The organism is Cutibacterium sp. LaCa_286 (genome assembly GCF_057198075.1).
The window spans coordinates 549,215-564,217 of record NZ_CP191091.1; the positions used below are offsets into that span (position 1 = coordinate 549,215).

Consider the following 15,003-nt stretch of genomic DNA (forward strand, 5'->3'; position numbering starts at 1 on the left):
ACACGTCCTCAGGACTGCTTGCTGCGATCGGTGAACGCGGGGTCGGTGAATTCCGGAGCGGTCAGTGGCCGGGTGGTCGACGTCACTGGCTGGGTGGCTGGCAGCGTCTCCCGAGTCGCCTGGACGTCCTCGAACTTGCGTGCACTGACCATCACCCGCGACTCCAGGGAACCCACCAGCGAGTTGTATGCCTCCACGCTGCCCGTGAGCGACTTGCCCATCTTCGTCAGATGATCGGCCACAGTGCCCAGTCGGGCGTGCAGCTGGCGTCCCAGCTCGGCAATCTCGGTGGCCGACTCCACGATCGACTCCTGGCGCCATGCCAGGGCAATGACGCGCAGCATGGGGATGAGGATCGAGGGGCTCGCCAGGACGATGTCCTTGCTGGCGGCGTACTCGTGCAGGCTCGGGTCGTTGCTCAGCGCTGCCTGCAGCAGGGCGTCGGAGGGCAGGAAGAGGACGACGAACTGTGGGGAGGTCACGTCGGTCGCCCAGTACTTCTTGCTCGAGAGCTGCGCGATGTGGGTGCGCACGTGGGAGACGAACCGGCCCAGCTGCTCCCGCTGCAACTGCGGATCGTCGGTGGCGGCAGCGTCGAGGAAAGCCTCCAGTGGCGTCTTCGCGTCGATGTGGACGCACCGATTCCCGGCCAGGTACACCGTCATGTCCGGGCGTTGCGCCGTGCCGTTGGCGGTGGTCGTCGACTGGGTGCGGAAGTCGCAGTGGTCGAGCATCCCGGCCAGTTCCGCGATCCGCTGCAGCTGCATCTCACCCCACGCACCCCGTACCTGGGGCCGGCGCAGCGCAGTGGACAGCGACGCCGTCTCCTTGCGCAGCGACTCGTTGAGGTTACGCATCCCGGCGATCTGCTCCTTGAGCGAGGCCGACGACTCGGTGCGTTCCTTCTCCACGGCGAGCAGACGCTGGTCCAGTTGGCGCAGTGCCTGGGAGACGGGATCCATCATGCGCTGCGCCGAGGCGAGGGTCTGGGAGGCGGTGTGTTCGGCGGTGCGCTGCTGGGTGGCGGCAGCCTCGGTGGAGAGTGCGCGAAATTGTTGACTCAACGCCTCATTGGCACGTTCCAACTCGGCCTGGTGCTCCATACGTTGACGGTGCGCGTCACCGGCAGCCACGCGGCTGGCCAGCAGCCACCCCACGGCCAGTCCACACACCAGGGCCAGGATGATGGCCACAATCGTCGTCGTGTTCATGGCTCCATTGTCGTGTAAGGGTGTGACATTTTTTCCTCACACTCTCTGGCCTTGTCAGAGCCGTGTTCGATGACGCTGGCCAACTGTGCTGGTTAAATGAGGGCATGGCCAGCACCGAAGCTCCACAGGAATTCGCCGATCACATCGCCGACACGATCCGGTTCGTCGAGGCGTCCCCCACCTCCTACCATGCCGCCGCCGAGCTGGCGCGCAGGCTTCAGGATGCCGGGTTCACGCGTATGGACGAGACCGAGCCCTGGCCCGAGGTGGCAGGCCGGCGGTTCGTCGTGCGCGACGGGGCCGTCATGGCGTGGATCACCCCGCAGAACGTCGGTGACAAGGCAGGATTCCGCATCGTCGGGTCGCACACCGACTCGCCGAGTTTCAAACTCAAGCCCCACTCGACCACGACCAACGCCGGTTGGCAGCAGGTGGGCATGGAGGTCTACGGTGGCGGTCTGCTCAACTCCTGGCTGGATCGTGATCTCGGCCTCGCCGGTCGGCTGGTGGCGAACGACGGCACCGTCCATCTGGTGCGCACCGGTCCGATCCTGCGCATCAGCCAGCTCGCCCCACACCTTGATCGCAGCGTCAACGATGATCTCAAGCTCGATCGGCAGAAACACCTGTTGCCGATCCTCTCGGTGGCCAATCCCGATCTGGACGCCGAGGAGCTGCTGTGCGAGGCTGCGTCGATCAGCCACGACGATCTCGCGTTCTTCGACGTCTTCGCCCATCTCACCCAGTCACCAGCCGTCATCGGGGCACGAGGAGAGTTCCTCGCCAGCCAGCGCATGGACAACCTGTCGTCGGTGCACTCCTCGATTGCGGCATTCACGCATGTCGCGCCGCGTGGCGACGTTGCCGTCATGGCGTGTTTCGACCACGAGGAGGTGGGCTCTTCGACTCGCTCGGGGGCCTGCGGACCGTTCCTGGAGGACGTGTTGGTGCGCATTGCCGAGGGGCTGGGTCACACCGGGGCGCAGTATCGGGCGATGCTGGCACGATCCTCGTGCATCTCCGCCGATGCCGGCCACGGCGTCCATCCCAATTACGTGGAGAAGTTCGATCCGAACAACCATCCGCTGCTCAACGCCGGCCCGCTGCTCAAGATCAACGCGAATCAGCGGTATGCCAGTGATGCGGTCGGTGGGGCACTGTGGAGGCGAGTCTGCCGGGCGGCAGAGGTACCCACCCAGGATTTCGTCTCCAGCAATGCGGTGCCCTGTGGCACGACGATCGGTCCACTCACCGCCACTCGACTGGGGATCGTCACGGTGGATGTCGGTGTGCCGCTGCTGTCCATGCACTCCAGCCGGGAACTGGCCGGTACCGCCGATCTTGCGTACCTGTCGCGGGCGCTGAAGGCATACTGGAACGAATCCATGAACTGAAACCGCGGCCCGGGAAACCACGGCCGGAGAACTCGAGAGACTAAGATAGGTAGACGTGTCACTCACCATTGGAATCGTCGGTCTTCCCAACGCCGGCAAGTCAACCCTGTTCAACGCGCTGACTCGCAATGACGTGTTGGCGGCCAATTACCCGTTCGCGACGATCGAGCCCAACGTCGGTGTCGTGGGGGTGCCGGACCAGCGGCTCGACGTGCTGTCCAAGATGTTCGACTCGGCCAAGACGGTGCAGGCGACCGTCTCGTTCGTCGACATTGCCGGCATCGTCAAGGGTGCCAGCCAGGGCGAGGGGATGGGCAACGAGTTCCTCTCCAACATCCGGGAGGCCGACGCCATCTGCCAGGTGACCAGGTGCTTTGCCGACGACGACGTCACTCACGTCAACGGCCACGTCGACGCTGCCGATGACATCGAGACCATCACCACCGAGCTGGTGCTCGCCGACCTGCAGACGATGGAGAAGCAGCTGCCCAAGCTGCAGAAAGAAGCCGCGATCAAGAAGGAGTCGCGCCCCAAGGCCGAGGCGTGGGAGCAGGCCAAGAAGGTGCTCGAGGAAGGCAGGACGATCTTCTCGGCTGGGCTTGATCCCGAGCCGCTGCACGATCTGTTCCTGTTGACGACAAAGCCCTTCATCTACGTCTTCAACTGCGATCAGGATCAGCTGGATGACGCCGATTTCCAGGCCAAGATGGAGGAGCTGGTTGCTCCCGCTGAGGCGATCTTCCTGGACGCCGAGTTCGAGGCCGAGCTGGCCGAGATGGAGCCTGAGGATGCCGCCGAGTTCCTCGCCGACGCCGGTATCGAGGAGCCGGGCCTGGACAAGCTCGCCCGGGTCGGATTCGACACCCTGGGGCTGCAGACCTTCCTCACCGCGGGGGAGAAGGAATCCCGCGCCTGGACGATCCACAAGGGGTGGACGGCCCCACAGGCGGCCGGCGTCATCCACACCGACTTCGAGAAGGGGTTCATCAAGGCCCAGGTGGTCTCGTTCGACGACCTCGTCGAGTACGGCGGAGAGAAGGAGGCCCAGGCCGCTGGAAAGTTGCGTCTGGAAGGCAAGGACTACGTCATGCAGGATGGTGACGTGGTCGAGTTCCGTACAGGAATTCCGTCTGGGAGCAAGAAGTAAGCGCTAGTTCGCATCGGTGCGGACGAGGAGGGCACACCATTGTCGAGACTGACGGAGCTGCTGCGGCAGGCGCACAAGGCCGATCCGCAACTTGGTGCTGATCTGGAAGCAGAGATCGCCGCGCTCACTAAGCGTCGCACCTTCGGGCTCGTCTTCGAGCAGCATCAGCCTGAGGCCGTCGAGCTGCCCGGTAGAGCTGTACGTCGCGGCGACAAGGTGCGTGTGCTTCCTCCTCGTGGGGAGACGAAGACTGGCGACCAGCGTCTGTGGCGCGTCACGCGGATCGAACGAGCCGACGGGCAACGCCTGGCCCATCTCGCGGAGTTGGACGTCGAGGAGCCCGAGACTCAGATCATGCCCGCCGACGACGTGGTGGTCGTCGCAGAGTTCCGGGATCGCATCTACCCGGGCCTGGTGGAGACAGGCAGGGTTGAGCGGGGTGGCGACAAGCCCTTCCACACGGTAATCAACGCTGAGAACTACCACGCGCTGGAGATGCTGACCTACACGCACCGGCATTCCATCGACGCCATCTACATCGATCCGCCGTACAACACTGGGGCGAGGGACTGGAAGTACGACAACGATTACGTCGCCAGTGATGACGACTACCGGCACTCGAAATGGCTGGCGTTCATGGAGCGTCGGTTGAAGATCTGTCGGGAGCTCATGCGTAACGATGCTACTCTTGTGGTAACTATCGATGAGCATGAAGTGAACCGTCTGGGCGTGTTGCTAGATCAGCTCTTCCCGGAATCTACGCGGCAACTCGTCACAATTGTCAACAACCCTAAAGGCGTCACTCAGGGATATCTTTCGAGGGTTGAAGAGTACGCGTTCTTTGTTTTTGGTCCTGACGCGCGAATCGGTTCGGTCGATGACGACCTTCTGACGCATCGAGACATGGCAGATGCTGAAGGGGAACTGCAGAGGCCTCGATGGAAGGGGCTCTTGCGGTCAGGCGACGACTCACTTCGAGCTGACCGCAAAGATATGTTCTATCCGGTGTGGTTCGACGAGTCGACTGGTCGACTCAGCCACGCGGGCGAAGCATTGCCGCTTAACGAAGCTCCTGACTTCAGCCCGCAGGATGGCCTGACGCCGATCTGGCCTATTAGGCGGGACATGAAGGAGGGTCGTTGGGGGGTTGGGCGGTCGACCCTAAATTCGTTGATACAGCAAGGGTTTGCTTCATTGGGGCGTTTTGATAAGAAGCGCGGAACCTGGGCTGTCTCGTACCTATCGCGACAAGTACGGGATGATCTGAGCGTCGGACTCTTAGAAGTCCGAAACTATGATGAAGTGACCGGTGTTGCTGACGTTGTCTACGTAGACACTGCGGCGCGTCGTATACGCACTGTCTGGCATCGATCGAGCCATGATGCTGGCGCACATGGGACTGACCTAGTGGGGTCTCTCCTTGGAGCAGGACGTACATTCCCGTTCCCAAAATCGCTGTACGCAGTTGAGGACACTTTGCGTCCATTAGTTACTGGGAAGCCCGATGCGGTCGTACTTGACTTCTTCTCCGGATCTGGTACCACAGCTCATGCTGTGATGCGGTTGAACCGGCAGGACGGCGGTCGTCGTCAATGCATTTCAGTTACGAACAACGAGGTCTCTGCTGACGAGCAGACAGGACTTCGTGCACGCGGGTTACGTCCTGGCGACGCCGAATGGGAAGCGCTCGGAATCTGCGACTACATCACCAAGCCGCGTCTCACTTCGGCCATTACCGGACAAACCCCACAGGGGTTGGCAATCAATAGCGGCTACAAGTTCAACGACGAATTCCCGATGTCGGAGGGCTTGGATGAGAACGCGGCGTTCTTCACGCTGACCTACGAAGCGCCGTTGTCTGTGCGGCACAACCGGTCGTTCGAGCGAGTCGCGCCGATGCTGTGGCTGCGTGCAGGCTCTCGCGGTCGGATCATCTATGACCTCGGCGAAGACGGTTGGGACGTGGCTGATTCCTATGGCGTGCTGGAGAACTTGGACCAGTTGGATGAGTTCGTTGCCGCAGTGAGTACACGAGAGAGCATCGAGATCGTGTACGTCGTCACGGACGACGACAGTGCCTTCCAGATGGCGTGCCGAGAACTGCCTGGTGCGATCGTCCCGGTGCGGCTGTATGAGTCCTACCTCCAGAACTTCGAGATCAACACGGGACGGAGCCTGTAGATGCGATACACGCTAAAGGATTACCAGGCCGAGGCCGTGCGTGACGTTCTGCGGAACCTGGAACGTGCCCGCGACTCCTACCGCCGGTACACCGCGAAGTCGCAGTTCTCCCTCGCAGCGACGACGGGCGCGGGCAAGACCGTGATGGCTGCCGCCGTGATCGAGGCGCTGTTCTTCGGCAGCGACGAGTTCGACATGGAACCGGACCCTGGCGCGGTCGTGCTGTGGTTCTCCGACGACCCGGCGCTGAACGAGCAGTCGCGTGCTCGCATCCAGGCTGCGGCAAGCAAGTTGGACCACCGCCTCCGGGTGGTGCCGACGACGTTCTCCGAGCCCTCGTTCCGACCCGGCAACGTCTATTTCCTCAACACGCAGAAGTTGAGCAAGAACTCCCGCCTGGTCAAGGGTGCGCCGGAAGTCAACAGCGACGACGCGCTGCCAGGCCTCGAACCTCGTCCCGACGAGGTCCAGTCGTCCATCTACGACACGATCACAAACACTATCGCCAACGAGGACCTGACCCTCTACCTTGTGCTGGACGAGGCGCATCGCGGCATGGGGACGCGCGCACGCGAACGGTCCACCATCGTGCAGCGCCTCATCAACGGCCAGAGCAGCGTGCCTGCTATGCCGGTCGTCTTCGGCATCTCGGCCACGGTTGAGCGCTTCGAGACTGCGATGAAGGAAGCCAAGGGCCGTGACGCGCTCCCATCGGTGCAGGTGGACTCCGCGATGGTTCAGGCTTCGGGGTTGTTGAAGGACGACATCGCCCTGTCGATCCCCGCCGAGGACGGCGCGTTCGAGACCGTGCTCCTGACCAAGGCCGTCGAGAAGATCAGGGCCTCCGAGAGCGCGTGGCAGGACTATGCGCGTGAGCAGGGCGAGGCCGAAGCCGTTCGCCCGCTGCTGGTGGTCCAGGTCGGGGACAAGCCCTCGCAGGAGACCCTCACTCGGACGCTGGACACGATCTACGAGGCCTGGCCGGAGCTGCCCTACGACGCCGTGGCGAACGTCTTCGGAGAGCACACGGACTTGACCGTAGGACAACAGGTCGTGCCGTACATCGAGCCGCAGCGCGTCCAGGACGCCACGCATGTGCGGGTGCTGCTGGCCAAGAGCGCAATCTCGACCGGCTGGGACTGTCCACGGGCCGAGGTGCTCGTCTCGTTCCGGCCCGCCAAGGATCGCACCCACATCACACAGCTGCTCGGACGGATGATGCGCACACCGCTCGCCCGGCGCATCCCCGGCAACGAACTGCTCAACTCGGTGGACTGCCTACTGCCGCTCTTCGATCGCAAGACTGCCACAGAAGTCGCGGAACTGCTCATGAAGGGCGCTACGAGCAAGGACGCCGACGAGGGTGAAGATGGCGGCGGTGGACTTGGGCGCCGGGTGCTATTCGACCCGATCGTGCTAAACCCGAACCCGGCGATCGCCCAGGCCGTGTGGGGGCGCTTCGCGGCTATCCCGTCGGTAACGATCCCGAAGAAGAATGTGAAGCCCATCCGTCGGCTCACCGCCCTGGCGACGGCGCTGTCGAAAGATCACCTTCTGGACGAAGCCGTGGAGAAGGCGCACAAGCACCTCCACGCCGTGCTCGACGGGCGCGCCGTGCAGTACAAGGAGAAGGTCGACGAAGCACGCCAGGACGTGCTCACGATGGAGGGCGAAGAGGTCCGCGGCCGAGTCGGAGGCGGATTCTCCTATCGTGCGTTCTCCGTGAGCGCCGACCCTCGCGCAATCGAGGACTACTACCGCACAGCCACGCGGATACTGAGTCCAGCGCTGTGCTCGTCCTACGTCGACCACCTCGTCGGGCCAGACGGGGACGAGGACGACCTCCTCGAAGCGCACATCACCCTCGCCTCACTCGGCCGAGTACACGAGATCGCCCAGGCTGTCGAACACGAGGCCGATGAACTGTCGCGACAGTGGCTTACGGATACCCGCGTCGCGCGCAAGGGACTGAGCGATGAGCGTCAGGCCGCGTACGACGGGCTGGAGTCGATGTCGACGACGCCCGAACCGATCAGCCTTGTCGTCCCGAGGAACGGCCAGGCAGACACCAAGGTGCGTCATCCCGACGGCACCGAAGAAGGCCTGCCCACCCGCGAGATGCACCTGCTAGCCGCTGAGGACGGCACAGTGCCGATCACACTGAACGAGTGGGAGCGGAAGGTCCTCGACTCCGAAGCCGCACAGCCCGGCTTCCAGGGCTGGTACCGCAACCCCGACCGCGCGGCAAAGGAATCCCTCGCCGTGGCCTACAGGGACGAGGTGGGCGACTGGAAGGCGCTGCGTCCGGACTTCATCTTCTTCGGCACCAACCACGACGGCAGCGTCGCCGTGGACCTCGTAGACCCACACGGCCACCACCTCTCCGATGCGCTTCCGAAGTTGCGTGGCCTTGCCGACTTCGCCGAGCGCTTCGCAGACGACTTCCGCCGCATCGAGTCGGTCGCAGAGACCGGCGGCGTGCTCCGGGTCCTGGACATCACGAAGCCGCGTGTCCGTGAGTCGATCCGCGCAGCCAAGAGCGCCAGGGCGCTATACGAATCGGAGCTGGCCAGTGACTACTAAAATGATAGCGATGCGTGCCGCGAGACGAGCAGACGGCGAGAAGACCGCACCCGAAGGAGCAGAGCAATGACGCAGTCCGTGTTCTTCAGTTTTCAGTACGACCCCGACAATTGGCGCGTCCAGCAGGTGATGAACATGGGCGCGGTCTCCGGCGGGTCCGCGTTCTCTCCGCAGGACTGGGAAGCCGTGCGGTACAAGACCGACGCCGCCATCGAAAAGTGGATCCACGAGCAGATGAACTACACCAAGGCTGTGATCGTGCTCGTCGGTGCGACAACTTCGAAGAGCCGATGGGTCAGGCACGAGATCATCAAGGCGTGGAACGACAAGCGTCCATTGCTCGGCGTGCGAATTCACGGTCTGCGCAACAAGGACGGCTACACAGCATCCCGCGGCGCCGACCCGTTCGCGAGTATTTCCATGACAGGCGGCGGAACGATGGCCAACTATGTGGAGCTCATCGACCCGGTCGACGGAGACAGTAAGGCGGTCTACCGCGACATCGAGAACAACCTGGAGGGCTGGGTGAATAACTGTGCCTACAGGCCGTCCTGAGTGCCCGTTCTGTGAGATCGTTCAGCAGGATGATCCCGTCGCCCGTGAGGTCTACCGGGACGACCACGTGGTCGCCTTCTTCCCGACTGAGCCCGCGGTCCTCGGTCATGTCCTGCTCGTGCCGCGACGACACGTTCCCGACATCTGGAGCCTGAAACCTGAGGAAGCGGCACGTCTCTCGCGTACCTCGCTTCGTATCTCGTCGGCGATTCGCGATGCTCTCGTCCCCGACGGCTTGAACGTCATCCAGTCCAACGGAGAAGCCGCCACCCAGTCCGTACCGCACCTGCACATCCACCTGGTCCCGCGCTGGGAGAATGACGCCATGGGGCCGATCTGGCCCGACGAGACCGACTTCTCTGAGGCGGAGAAGGACAAGGCGCTTCAGCGGGTGCGCGGTGCTGTCGGGAACCTGGCTGTCGAGGCGCCTGCTCTCAGTCCCGATGACCGGCGCAAGCACTTGGACTACATTCAGGCTGTCGTCACTCGACAGTCCGCCGCATCCGCGTCGGTAAAGAGCTGGCTGTTGCCGATCGTAACCGCTACGTTCGGATTCGCCCTGACGCAGGACTCATGGCCGCTCGCAGCGCTCGGGCTTGTCTCGGTCATGTTGTTCGCGTATCTAGATGCGAACTACCTCCGGAGCGAGAAGAGGTTCCGGAAGCTCTACAACACCGTCGCGCGGTCGCGCCGGATGGTCCCGGACTTCACCCTCGACCCCTCAGATGCCGACGAGCCTCCTGAGGACGGGATGTCGGCGGAGACCAAGTGGCGCGCGTTCGTTCGAGATTATCTCCCTGAATGGGGCATCTGGAAATCCTGGTCCATCCTGCCGTTCTACTCGGCGCTCGCGGTCATTGGTGTGGGTGTCGTGATCGTTGTGGCGACCTAATCGTGCGCCTCGTGAATCGTTCAGCTGCCCCGTGGAGCATGACGCGGATCTTGCCAACCCGGCTGACGATGGTGTCTTGAGAAAACTCGGTTTCGGGATACCTCCACCGTGTTCGCGGGAATCTTCGCATCCACCGCTCGGGCAGGTCGGTGTTGTCTTGCAGAGGTAAGAACGCGATGGCTATAGTGCTGGACGGGAGTTACGTCTAGCGGTAGCCTTGACTCGTGAACGGGCGTTCGACCGCACCTCGCAAGGCAGCCATCTACCTCCGCATCTCGCAGGACCGCGAGATGGACGGACTCGCCATCGACCGCCAGCGCGAGGACTGCGAGAACCTCGCCCAGTTCCGGCGCTGGGACGTCATCGAGACCTACGTGGACCAGTCCAAGAGCGCCACTGATCGAACAACGATCCGTCCGGATTACGACCGTATGGTTGCGGACTACCTGCTCGGACGGTTCGACGCGATCATCTGCTACGACCTCGATAGGCTCACCAGGCAGCCCCGACAGCTGGAGGACTGGATCGACGCCGCTGAGCTGCGCGGACTCGCCCTCGTTACGGCGAACGGCGACGCGGACCTCTCCACCGACGGCGGGCGCATGTATGCACGCATCAAAGCCGCCGTGGCGCGTGCCGAGATGGAGCGCAAGAGCGCCCGTCAGTCTGCCGCCCAGCGTCAGCGCGCCATGCAGGGGCGTGCCCCGAAGGGCATGCGCCCACTTGGCTACGCCGTAGACGGCGAAGTGATCCCCCACGAGGCTGAGGCCGTGAGGGCGATCTACGACCTGTTCACTAGGATCGAGCACCCTGAATCGCTGCGCTCGCTCGCGCGGGCACTCAGCGACTCCGAGAAGATCGATGGTCTTTCGCCCCTTCCCAAGCACACGCACACCGTGAGTGTCGAGCGTGCCGCCGCCCGCGAGCGGCAAGGCCTCGAACCTCGGCCGATCGTCGAGGACGGTCCGTGGTCTCCCTCGACCGTGCTGGGCATCCTGCGGAACCCTCGTTACGCGGCGCTGAGCACGTACACCCCGAAGTTTGCCCAGGCTGACGGGAAGCGGCGCCGGATGTGGAAGGCACAGATCCTCCGAGACGACGCCGGTGAGCCGATCCGAGGGCAGTGGGAGCAGATCGTTGACGACGAGACCTGGTGGAAGGCACAGCAAGTCCTCGACGACACGGAGCGGGTGACGAACACATCCGGCTCGACCAAGCGCAAGCACCTCGGCAGCGGGCTCTACCGGTGCGGATACGTCAATGAGGACACCGGCGAGACGTGTGGGAAGAAGGTTACCGGGGCGCCGCGCGGGTACAAGTGCGCGGGCCACATCGTCCGCTCGGGCGCCGCCATCGACGACTTCGTCACCACGGTCATCGCCAAGCGTCTTGCGCGCAAGGACGCGAGGGTGATGGTCGAGGTCGCGGACGGTGGGCCGCATGCGGCCGGCATCGACTCGGCGATCAGCGACCAGAGAGCGCGCATTCTGCGCGCCGAGGCCGACTACGACGCCGAGATCATTGAGGCACGCGACCTCAAGCGCGTACGGGACGCTGCAGAAGCGCGTATCCAGGAGCTGGAGGCCGAAAGGCTGATGCAAAGCCGTGCGGGCGCGTTGTCGCCGATCCTGGGCGTCGATGACCCTGCCGCAGCATTCCGGGAAGCGTCACTTGACCTCCGGCGTCAGACCGTCGACACCCTCGCCACGATCACGCTTCTCCCGCAGCCGCGCGGGCGCAAGGGGTTCAGGACCGAGTCTGTCGTCGTCGACTGGAGGTAGACCACCTGGTTGGGTAGCCACGCGGAGCGTGGCCGGGAGACCTCTTGAGAGCGGCGACGTGGCGTAAGCGCGTCGATTCACCGAGCACGACTGCCTGTCGCGCCCGCCGCTCTCCTCAACCACGGAGGAGACCCGCCATGACCACACGAACGAACACCGATATCACTCCACGAGCCTGGATCGGCTGCCTCGCCTGCTACAACAACGCTCGCCTCGTCGGCGAGTGGTTCAACGCCGAGACCGCCGACGAAGTCACCCTCGCCGACGTCCACGGCGGGGCTCATCGTGTACGCAGTGGATGCGAAGAGCTGTGGGTCATGGACCACGAGAACATCCCCGCCTCGGGCGAGATGAGCCCGGCGGAAGCCGCCGAGTGGGCGCGCGTCCTCCTCGCGGTCCCCGAGCATCAGCGCGAGGCCCTGTGCGCCTGGACGGCCTCCGGAAGCTACGTCGCCGAAGGTACCGGAGACCTGCCGTCTGTTCCCGACTTCGAAGAGCGCTTCTGCGGAACCTGGGGCAGTTTCCGGGACTACGCCGAGACTCTCGCCGAGGAGATCGGCCTCATCCCGCAGGACGCGCCGGAAGAGCTTGTGCGCTACTTCAACTGGGTTGCCTGGACACGCGACCTCGAACACGACTACACGGTTGTCCGAGCCGACGCGATCTCCGTGTACGTCTTCAGGGACCTGTGAAGGGAACGATCATGAGTGCTGAGTCCAACGCCTACAGCCACGCCGAATCGTTTCGCTGGTGGGTCGGCAACCCCGAGATGGGCGATGAGGAGGGTCACCTCCATGACCTGCTCGCCTTGCACAAGGCAACCGTCGAGCTGATCCGCCAGCAGCGCGACCTTCTCGGGTATTACGACACCGATGCCGAGCTGTTCGGCGATGACCCCGACGTCGACTGAGTTCAGAGTGCCCGTAGCTTCGGCTACGGGCACTCGCTTTTCTTCCGACTACCAGCCGCGGTAGCTCTCGTACAGCTTCTTTCCGAGTCACCAGAGCAGCCAGGCGAACAGAGCGCATCCGCCGAGGGCGGCGAGGGCAATGAGTGCCTTCGCCCACCAGGCACTCGCGGCGGCGAAGGAGTCTCAGGCCCATCCGAGCAGCGGTCCGAGGCCGAGCATCTGCGTGATCCCGCCGACCATCCCCGTGAGCATGATGAACGCGACGGTGAACGGGACCAGGGCAAGGCACATACGACCGACCGTCGCCCAGGTGACCCTCGCCGAAAGTCGCTCGACTCGCCGCTCGGCCTGCCCGACGGCGCTGACCACTTCGTGGGCGCGGCCGGTAAGCTCGGCGAGCTTCTCGGGGCCGAGCCTGACCAACCGCTCTTCGAGCCCCTCGACGGTCTTCTTGACCCTCTGGACGGGAACCTCGACAGCCTCTGCAAGTCGGTCATCGAGTACCTTCACAGCGTGCTCGGTGAGCTTGCCCGTGTCGATACGGACGTGGCCGCGCTTACGGACGGCCTCGGCGAGGTCAGCCGAGGCTGAAGTCGTCGTCTTCAGCTCCTCGCTGATCTTCTGTGTCATCGTGTATGCGGCCAGGTCCGCCCTGGTGACCGAGGACCCGTCGGGCAGCTTCACGACCTCGCTGCTGCTCAGCTGGTGCGCGACGGCGCTCAGCGTCTTCTCGATCTCGTTCAGCCGCTTCTTCGTCTCGGCGTCGAGCGGCAGCGTGGAGGGAAGCTCGTGCTGCCGCGAGGTCGACAGGCGATCCAGCCGCGTCATCTGCTCCTCGTCCATCACCTTCACGTACTCGGTCAGGTCGGCGACGGTGTTCGTCAGCTTCGCGATCTGCTGCATGTTGGCGTCGTGCTGTGAGATCAAGTTCTCCAGGAGCTCCGTAGTCTTCTGCTGCTCGTCGGCCTGCTTGATCCTGTCCAGCGCTCCCATGAGCCTGTCCCTTCTGTGCGTGATAGTCGAAGATCTCTTGAGTACCTTCGGCCGTGAATTCGGGTGTCAGCGCCGAGGCCTTCTTCCGTCCGAGCTTCCCGTTGTCATCCCGGCGCATCTTGTAGCTCCAACCGTCGCGGTTCGTCACCGCGAGCGTGACCCCGCGCTCGGCGAGGACGTGCTCGAACGCCTCGCGATTCGTTGAGCGCGAGTCGGTCAGTGCGTCATAGACCTTGTCCCCGAGGGCCTGCTCGAATCCGCCCGGCGCGGATTCCTCGCGCCGCAGCTCCCAGTCGGGCTTTGGTTCCGCGGGATCGGGGAGCACCCGCAGGCCCTCGTCTGCCATCAGTTCGTCGTTCAACTGGCGCAGTCCGTGCTTCCACGATGTGTACCGCTGGAGGCTCTTACCGGTGAGGTTGTCGTGGTTGATGACCAGGATGTGTGCATGCCCGTGACCTCCGGCGGAATCAGAGTGCACCGCGACCATGTAGTCAGCGCTGTGCATGCGTTCCGCGAGTTCGACGGCCACGTCCCGGATGCGTTCAAGGTCGGCCTGCGAGGTCACGTCGAACTCGTCAGGGTGGAACGCCAGAACGTAGCTCTGAAGTTGGTTCGTTCGGCCATGAGCAGCGGCGTGCGCCTCAGCACACGCGATGAACTCCGCCGGAGTCGACCCGTCGTCGACCATGGACATCGCATACGCGGCCGCACGTGTCGATCCGACCCTGAGGAGCTCCCTGCGCACCTCAGGGTCACGCCCGTAGAGGATGTACCCCACGGCTCCTGCAGCATTGGTCGAGGGGCGGACGTTCACGGTGTTCATGTCCGCGTCCGGTCGCCGAGCGAGGCACGCACCTCGTCCACCGCAACCATCACCTCGTGAAGGAGGCTGTCATCGACGGCAGTACCCTTGCGGAGCGCCTGGTTCAGGTTCACACCAACTCGACGCAGCTGCTCTACTGCAGGAACAAGAGACGTAGGCGCCGCCGGATTCTCGGTGGCGATTCCGGCCTGAACCTCGGGGACATTGTCGCGCTTCCTCATCTCCGTGAGCTCCGCGATTCCGGCCCGCTCAGCGCTACCCCCATCTTCGATAGTTTGAGCGAGCTCGACCACGACCATCTGATCTGGTGCACTGGTTTCCGTCCGGCCCTCGGCCCATTCCGCCACCTCATGCGTGGCCGCGAACCCGCGGTGAAGAATCTGCATCTCGTCGGCTACGGCAACTGGACCGGCGACGGCTCGGCAACCCTGATGGGTGTCGGGCCCTTTGCCAAACACACTGCCCGGGTAGTCGCGGGCCGTGTCGATGAAGCACGGCAGCACGAGTTTTGAAATGGCGCCAACGTAACTCGA

General features: G+C 63.7%; 12 protein-coding genes and 1 pseudogene. 10 read left to right on the forward strand and 3 right to left on the reverse strand.

Going from position 1 to position 15,003, the window contains the following annotated elements; all coding sequences use genetic code 11:
* Positions 1–8: 8 nt before the first annotated feature.
* Positions 9–1,211, reverse strand: a complete 1,203-nt coding sequence (locus ACP8JZ_RS02295) for a DNA recombination protein RmuC (RefSeq protein ID WP_065861014.1) — start codon at positions 1,209–1,211, stop codon at positions 9–11.
* 104 nt (positions 1,212–1,315) lie between these two features.
* On the opposite strand from ACP8JZ_RS02295, the gene ACP8JZ_RS02300 reads away from it, so the two are divergent.
* The 9 genes from ACP8JZ_RS02300 (at position 1,316) to ACP8JZ_RS02340 (ending at position 12,654) form a co-directional block, all read left to right on the forward strand.
* A complete protein-coding gene (locus ACP8JZ_RS02300; RefSeq protein ID WP_065861015.1) occupies positions 1,316–2,605 on the forward strand; it encodes a M18 family aminopeptidase in 1,290 nt (429 codons plus the stop codon).
* 55 nt (positions 2,606–2,660) lie between these two features.
* Positions 2,661–3,752 carry a redox-regulated ATPase YchF gene (gene ychF, locus ACP8JZ_RS02305; protein WP_306517780.1) on the forward strand — a complete coding sequence of 364 codons (1,092 nt, stop codon included), beginning with the start codon at positions 2,661–2,663 and terminating at the stop codon, positions 3,750–3,752.
* Between the two features lie 39 nt (positions 3,753–3,791).
* The gene (locus ACP8JZ_RS02310) at positions 3,792–5,933 is read left to right on the forward strand and encodes a site-specific DNA-methyltransferase (protein WP_306517779.1); all 2,142 of its coding nucleotides are present in this window, start codon (positions 3,792–3,794) and stop codon (positions 5,931–5,933) included.
* Positions 5,934–8,516, forward strand: a complete 2,583-nt coding sequence (locus tag ACP8JZ_RS02315) for a DEAD/DEAH box helicase (protein WP_306517778.1) — start codon at positions 5,934–5,936, stop codon at positions 8,514–8,516.
* Between the two features lie 66 nt (positions 8,517–8,582).
* Positions 8,583–9,071, forward strand: coding sequence for a TIR domain-containing protein (locus tag ACP8JZ_RS02320; RefSeq protein WP_306517777.1), 489 nt, complete (start codon positions 8,583–8,585; stop codon positions 9,069–9,071).
* The gene (locus tag ACP8JZ_RS02325; protein ID WP_306517776.1) at positions 9,052–9,963 is read left to right on the forward strand and encodes an HIT family protein; all 912 of its coding nucleotides are present in this window, start codon (positions 9,052–9,054) and stop codon (positions 9,961–9,963) included. Before ACP8JZ_RS02320 ends, ACP8JZ_RS02325 begins: the two co-directional genes overlap by 20 nt.
* 224 nt (positions 9,964–10,187) lie before the next feature.
* The gene (locus tag ACP8JZ_RS02330; RefSeq protein ID WP_002549300.1) at positions 10,188–11,744 is read left to right on the forward strand and encodes a recombinase family protein; all 1,557 of its coding nucleotides are present in this window, start codon (positions 10,188–10,190) and stop codon (positions 11,742–11,744) included.
* A 137-nt stretch (positions 11,745–11,881) separates the two neighbouring features.
* On the forward strand, positions 11,882–12,436 hold the full coding sequence (locus tag ACP8JZ_RS02335) for an antirestriction protein ArdA (RefSeq protein ID WP_002549351.1): 555 nt from the start codon (positions 11,882–11,884) through the stop codon (positions 12,434–12,436).
* An 11-nt stretch (positions 12,437–12,447) separates the two neighbouring features.
* The gene (locus ACP8JZ_RS02340) at positions 12,448–12,654 is read left to right on the forward strand and encodes a hypothetical protein (RefSeq protein ID WP_235243804.1); all 207 of its coding nucleotides are present in this window, start codon (positions 12,448–12,450) and stop codon (positions 12,652–12,654) included.
* Positions 12,655–12,837: 183 nt separating this feature from the next.
* Here ACP8JZ_RS02340 and ACP8JZ_RS02345 read toward each other — a convergent pair whose 3' ends face one another.
* On the reverse strand, positions 12,838–13,647 hold the full coding sequence (locus ACP8JZ_RS02345; RefSeq protein ID WP_306517775.1) for a hypothetical protein: 810 nt from the start codon (positions 13,645–13,647) through the stop codon (positions 12,838–12,840).
* A 340-nt stretch (positions 13,648–13,987) separates the two neighbouring features.
* Positions 13,988–14,470 (reverse strand): annotated as a pseudogene (locus tag ACP8JZ_RS02350) (relaxase/mobilization nuclease domain-containing protein); the annotation flags it as partial.
* Between the two features lie 56 nt (positions 14,471–14,526).
* Here ACP8JZ_RS02350 and ACP8JZ_RS02355 point away from each other — a divergent pair.
* Positions 14,527–14,982: a hypothetical protein gene (locus ACP8JZ_RS02355; RefSeq protein WP_484482632.1), complete on the forward strand. Its 456-nt coding sequence runs from the start codon at positions 14,527–14,529 to the stop codon at positions 14,980–14,982.
* The last annotated feature ends 21 nt before the right edge of the window (positions 14,983–15,003 follow it).

Excerpts from the sequence above, each read along its gene's own strand:
- ACP8JZ_RS02295 (WP_065861014.1), bottom strand. The coding sequence starts at position 1,211 with ATGAACACGACGACGATTGTGGCCATCATCCTGGCCCTGGTGTGTGGA.
- ACP8JZ_RS02320 (WP_306517777.1), top strand. The coding sequence starts at position 8,583 with ATGACGCAGTCCGTGTTCTTCAGTTTTCAGTACGACCCCGACAATTGG.
- ACP8JZ_RS02345 (WP_306517775.1), bottom strand. The coding sequence starts at position 13,647 with ATGGGAGCGCTGGACAGGATCAAGCAGGCCGACGAGCAGCAGAAGACT.
- ACP8JZ_RS02315 (WP_306517778.1), top strand. The coding sequence starts at position 5,934 with ATGCGATACACGCTAAAGGATTACCAGGCCGAGGCCGTGCGTGACGTT.
- ACP8JZ_RS02335 (WP_002549351.1), top strand. The coding sequence starts at position 11,882 with ATGACCACACGAACGAACACCGATATCACTCCACGAGCCTGGATCGGC.
- ACP8JZ_RS02300 (WP_065861015.1), top strand. The coding sequence starts at position 1,316 with ATGGCCAGCACCGAAGCTCCACAGGAATTCGCCGATCACATCGCCGAC.
- ACP8JZ_RS02340 (WP_235243804.1), top strand. The coding sequence starts at position 12,448 with ATGAGTGCTGAGTCCAACGCCTACAGCCACGCCGAATCGTTTCGCTGG.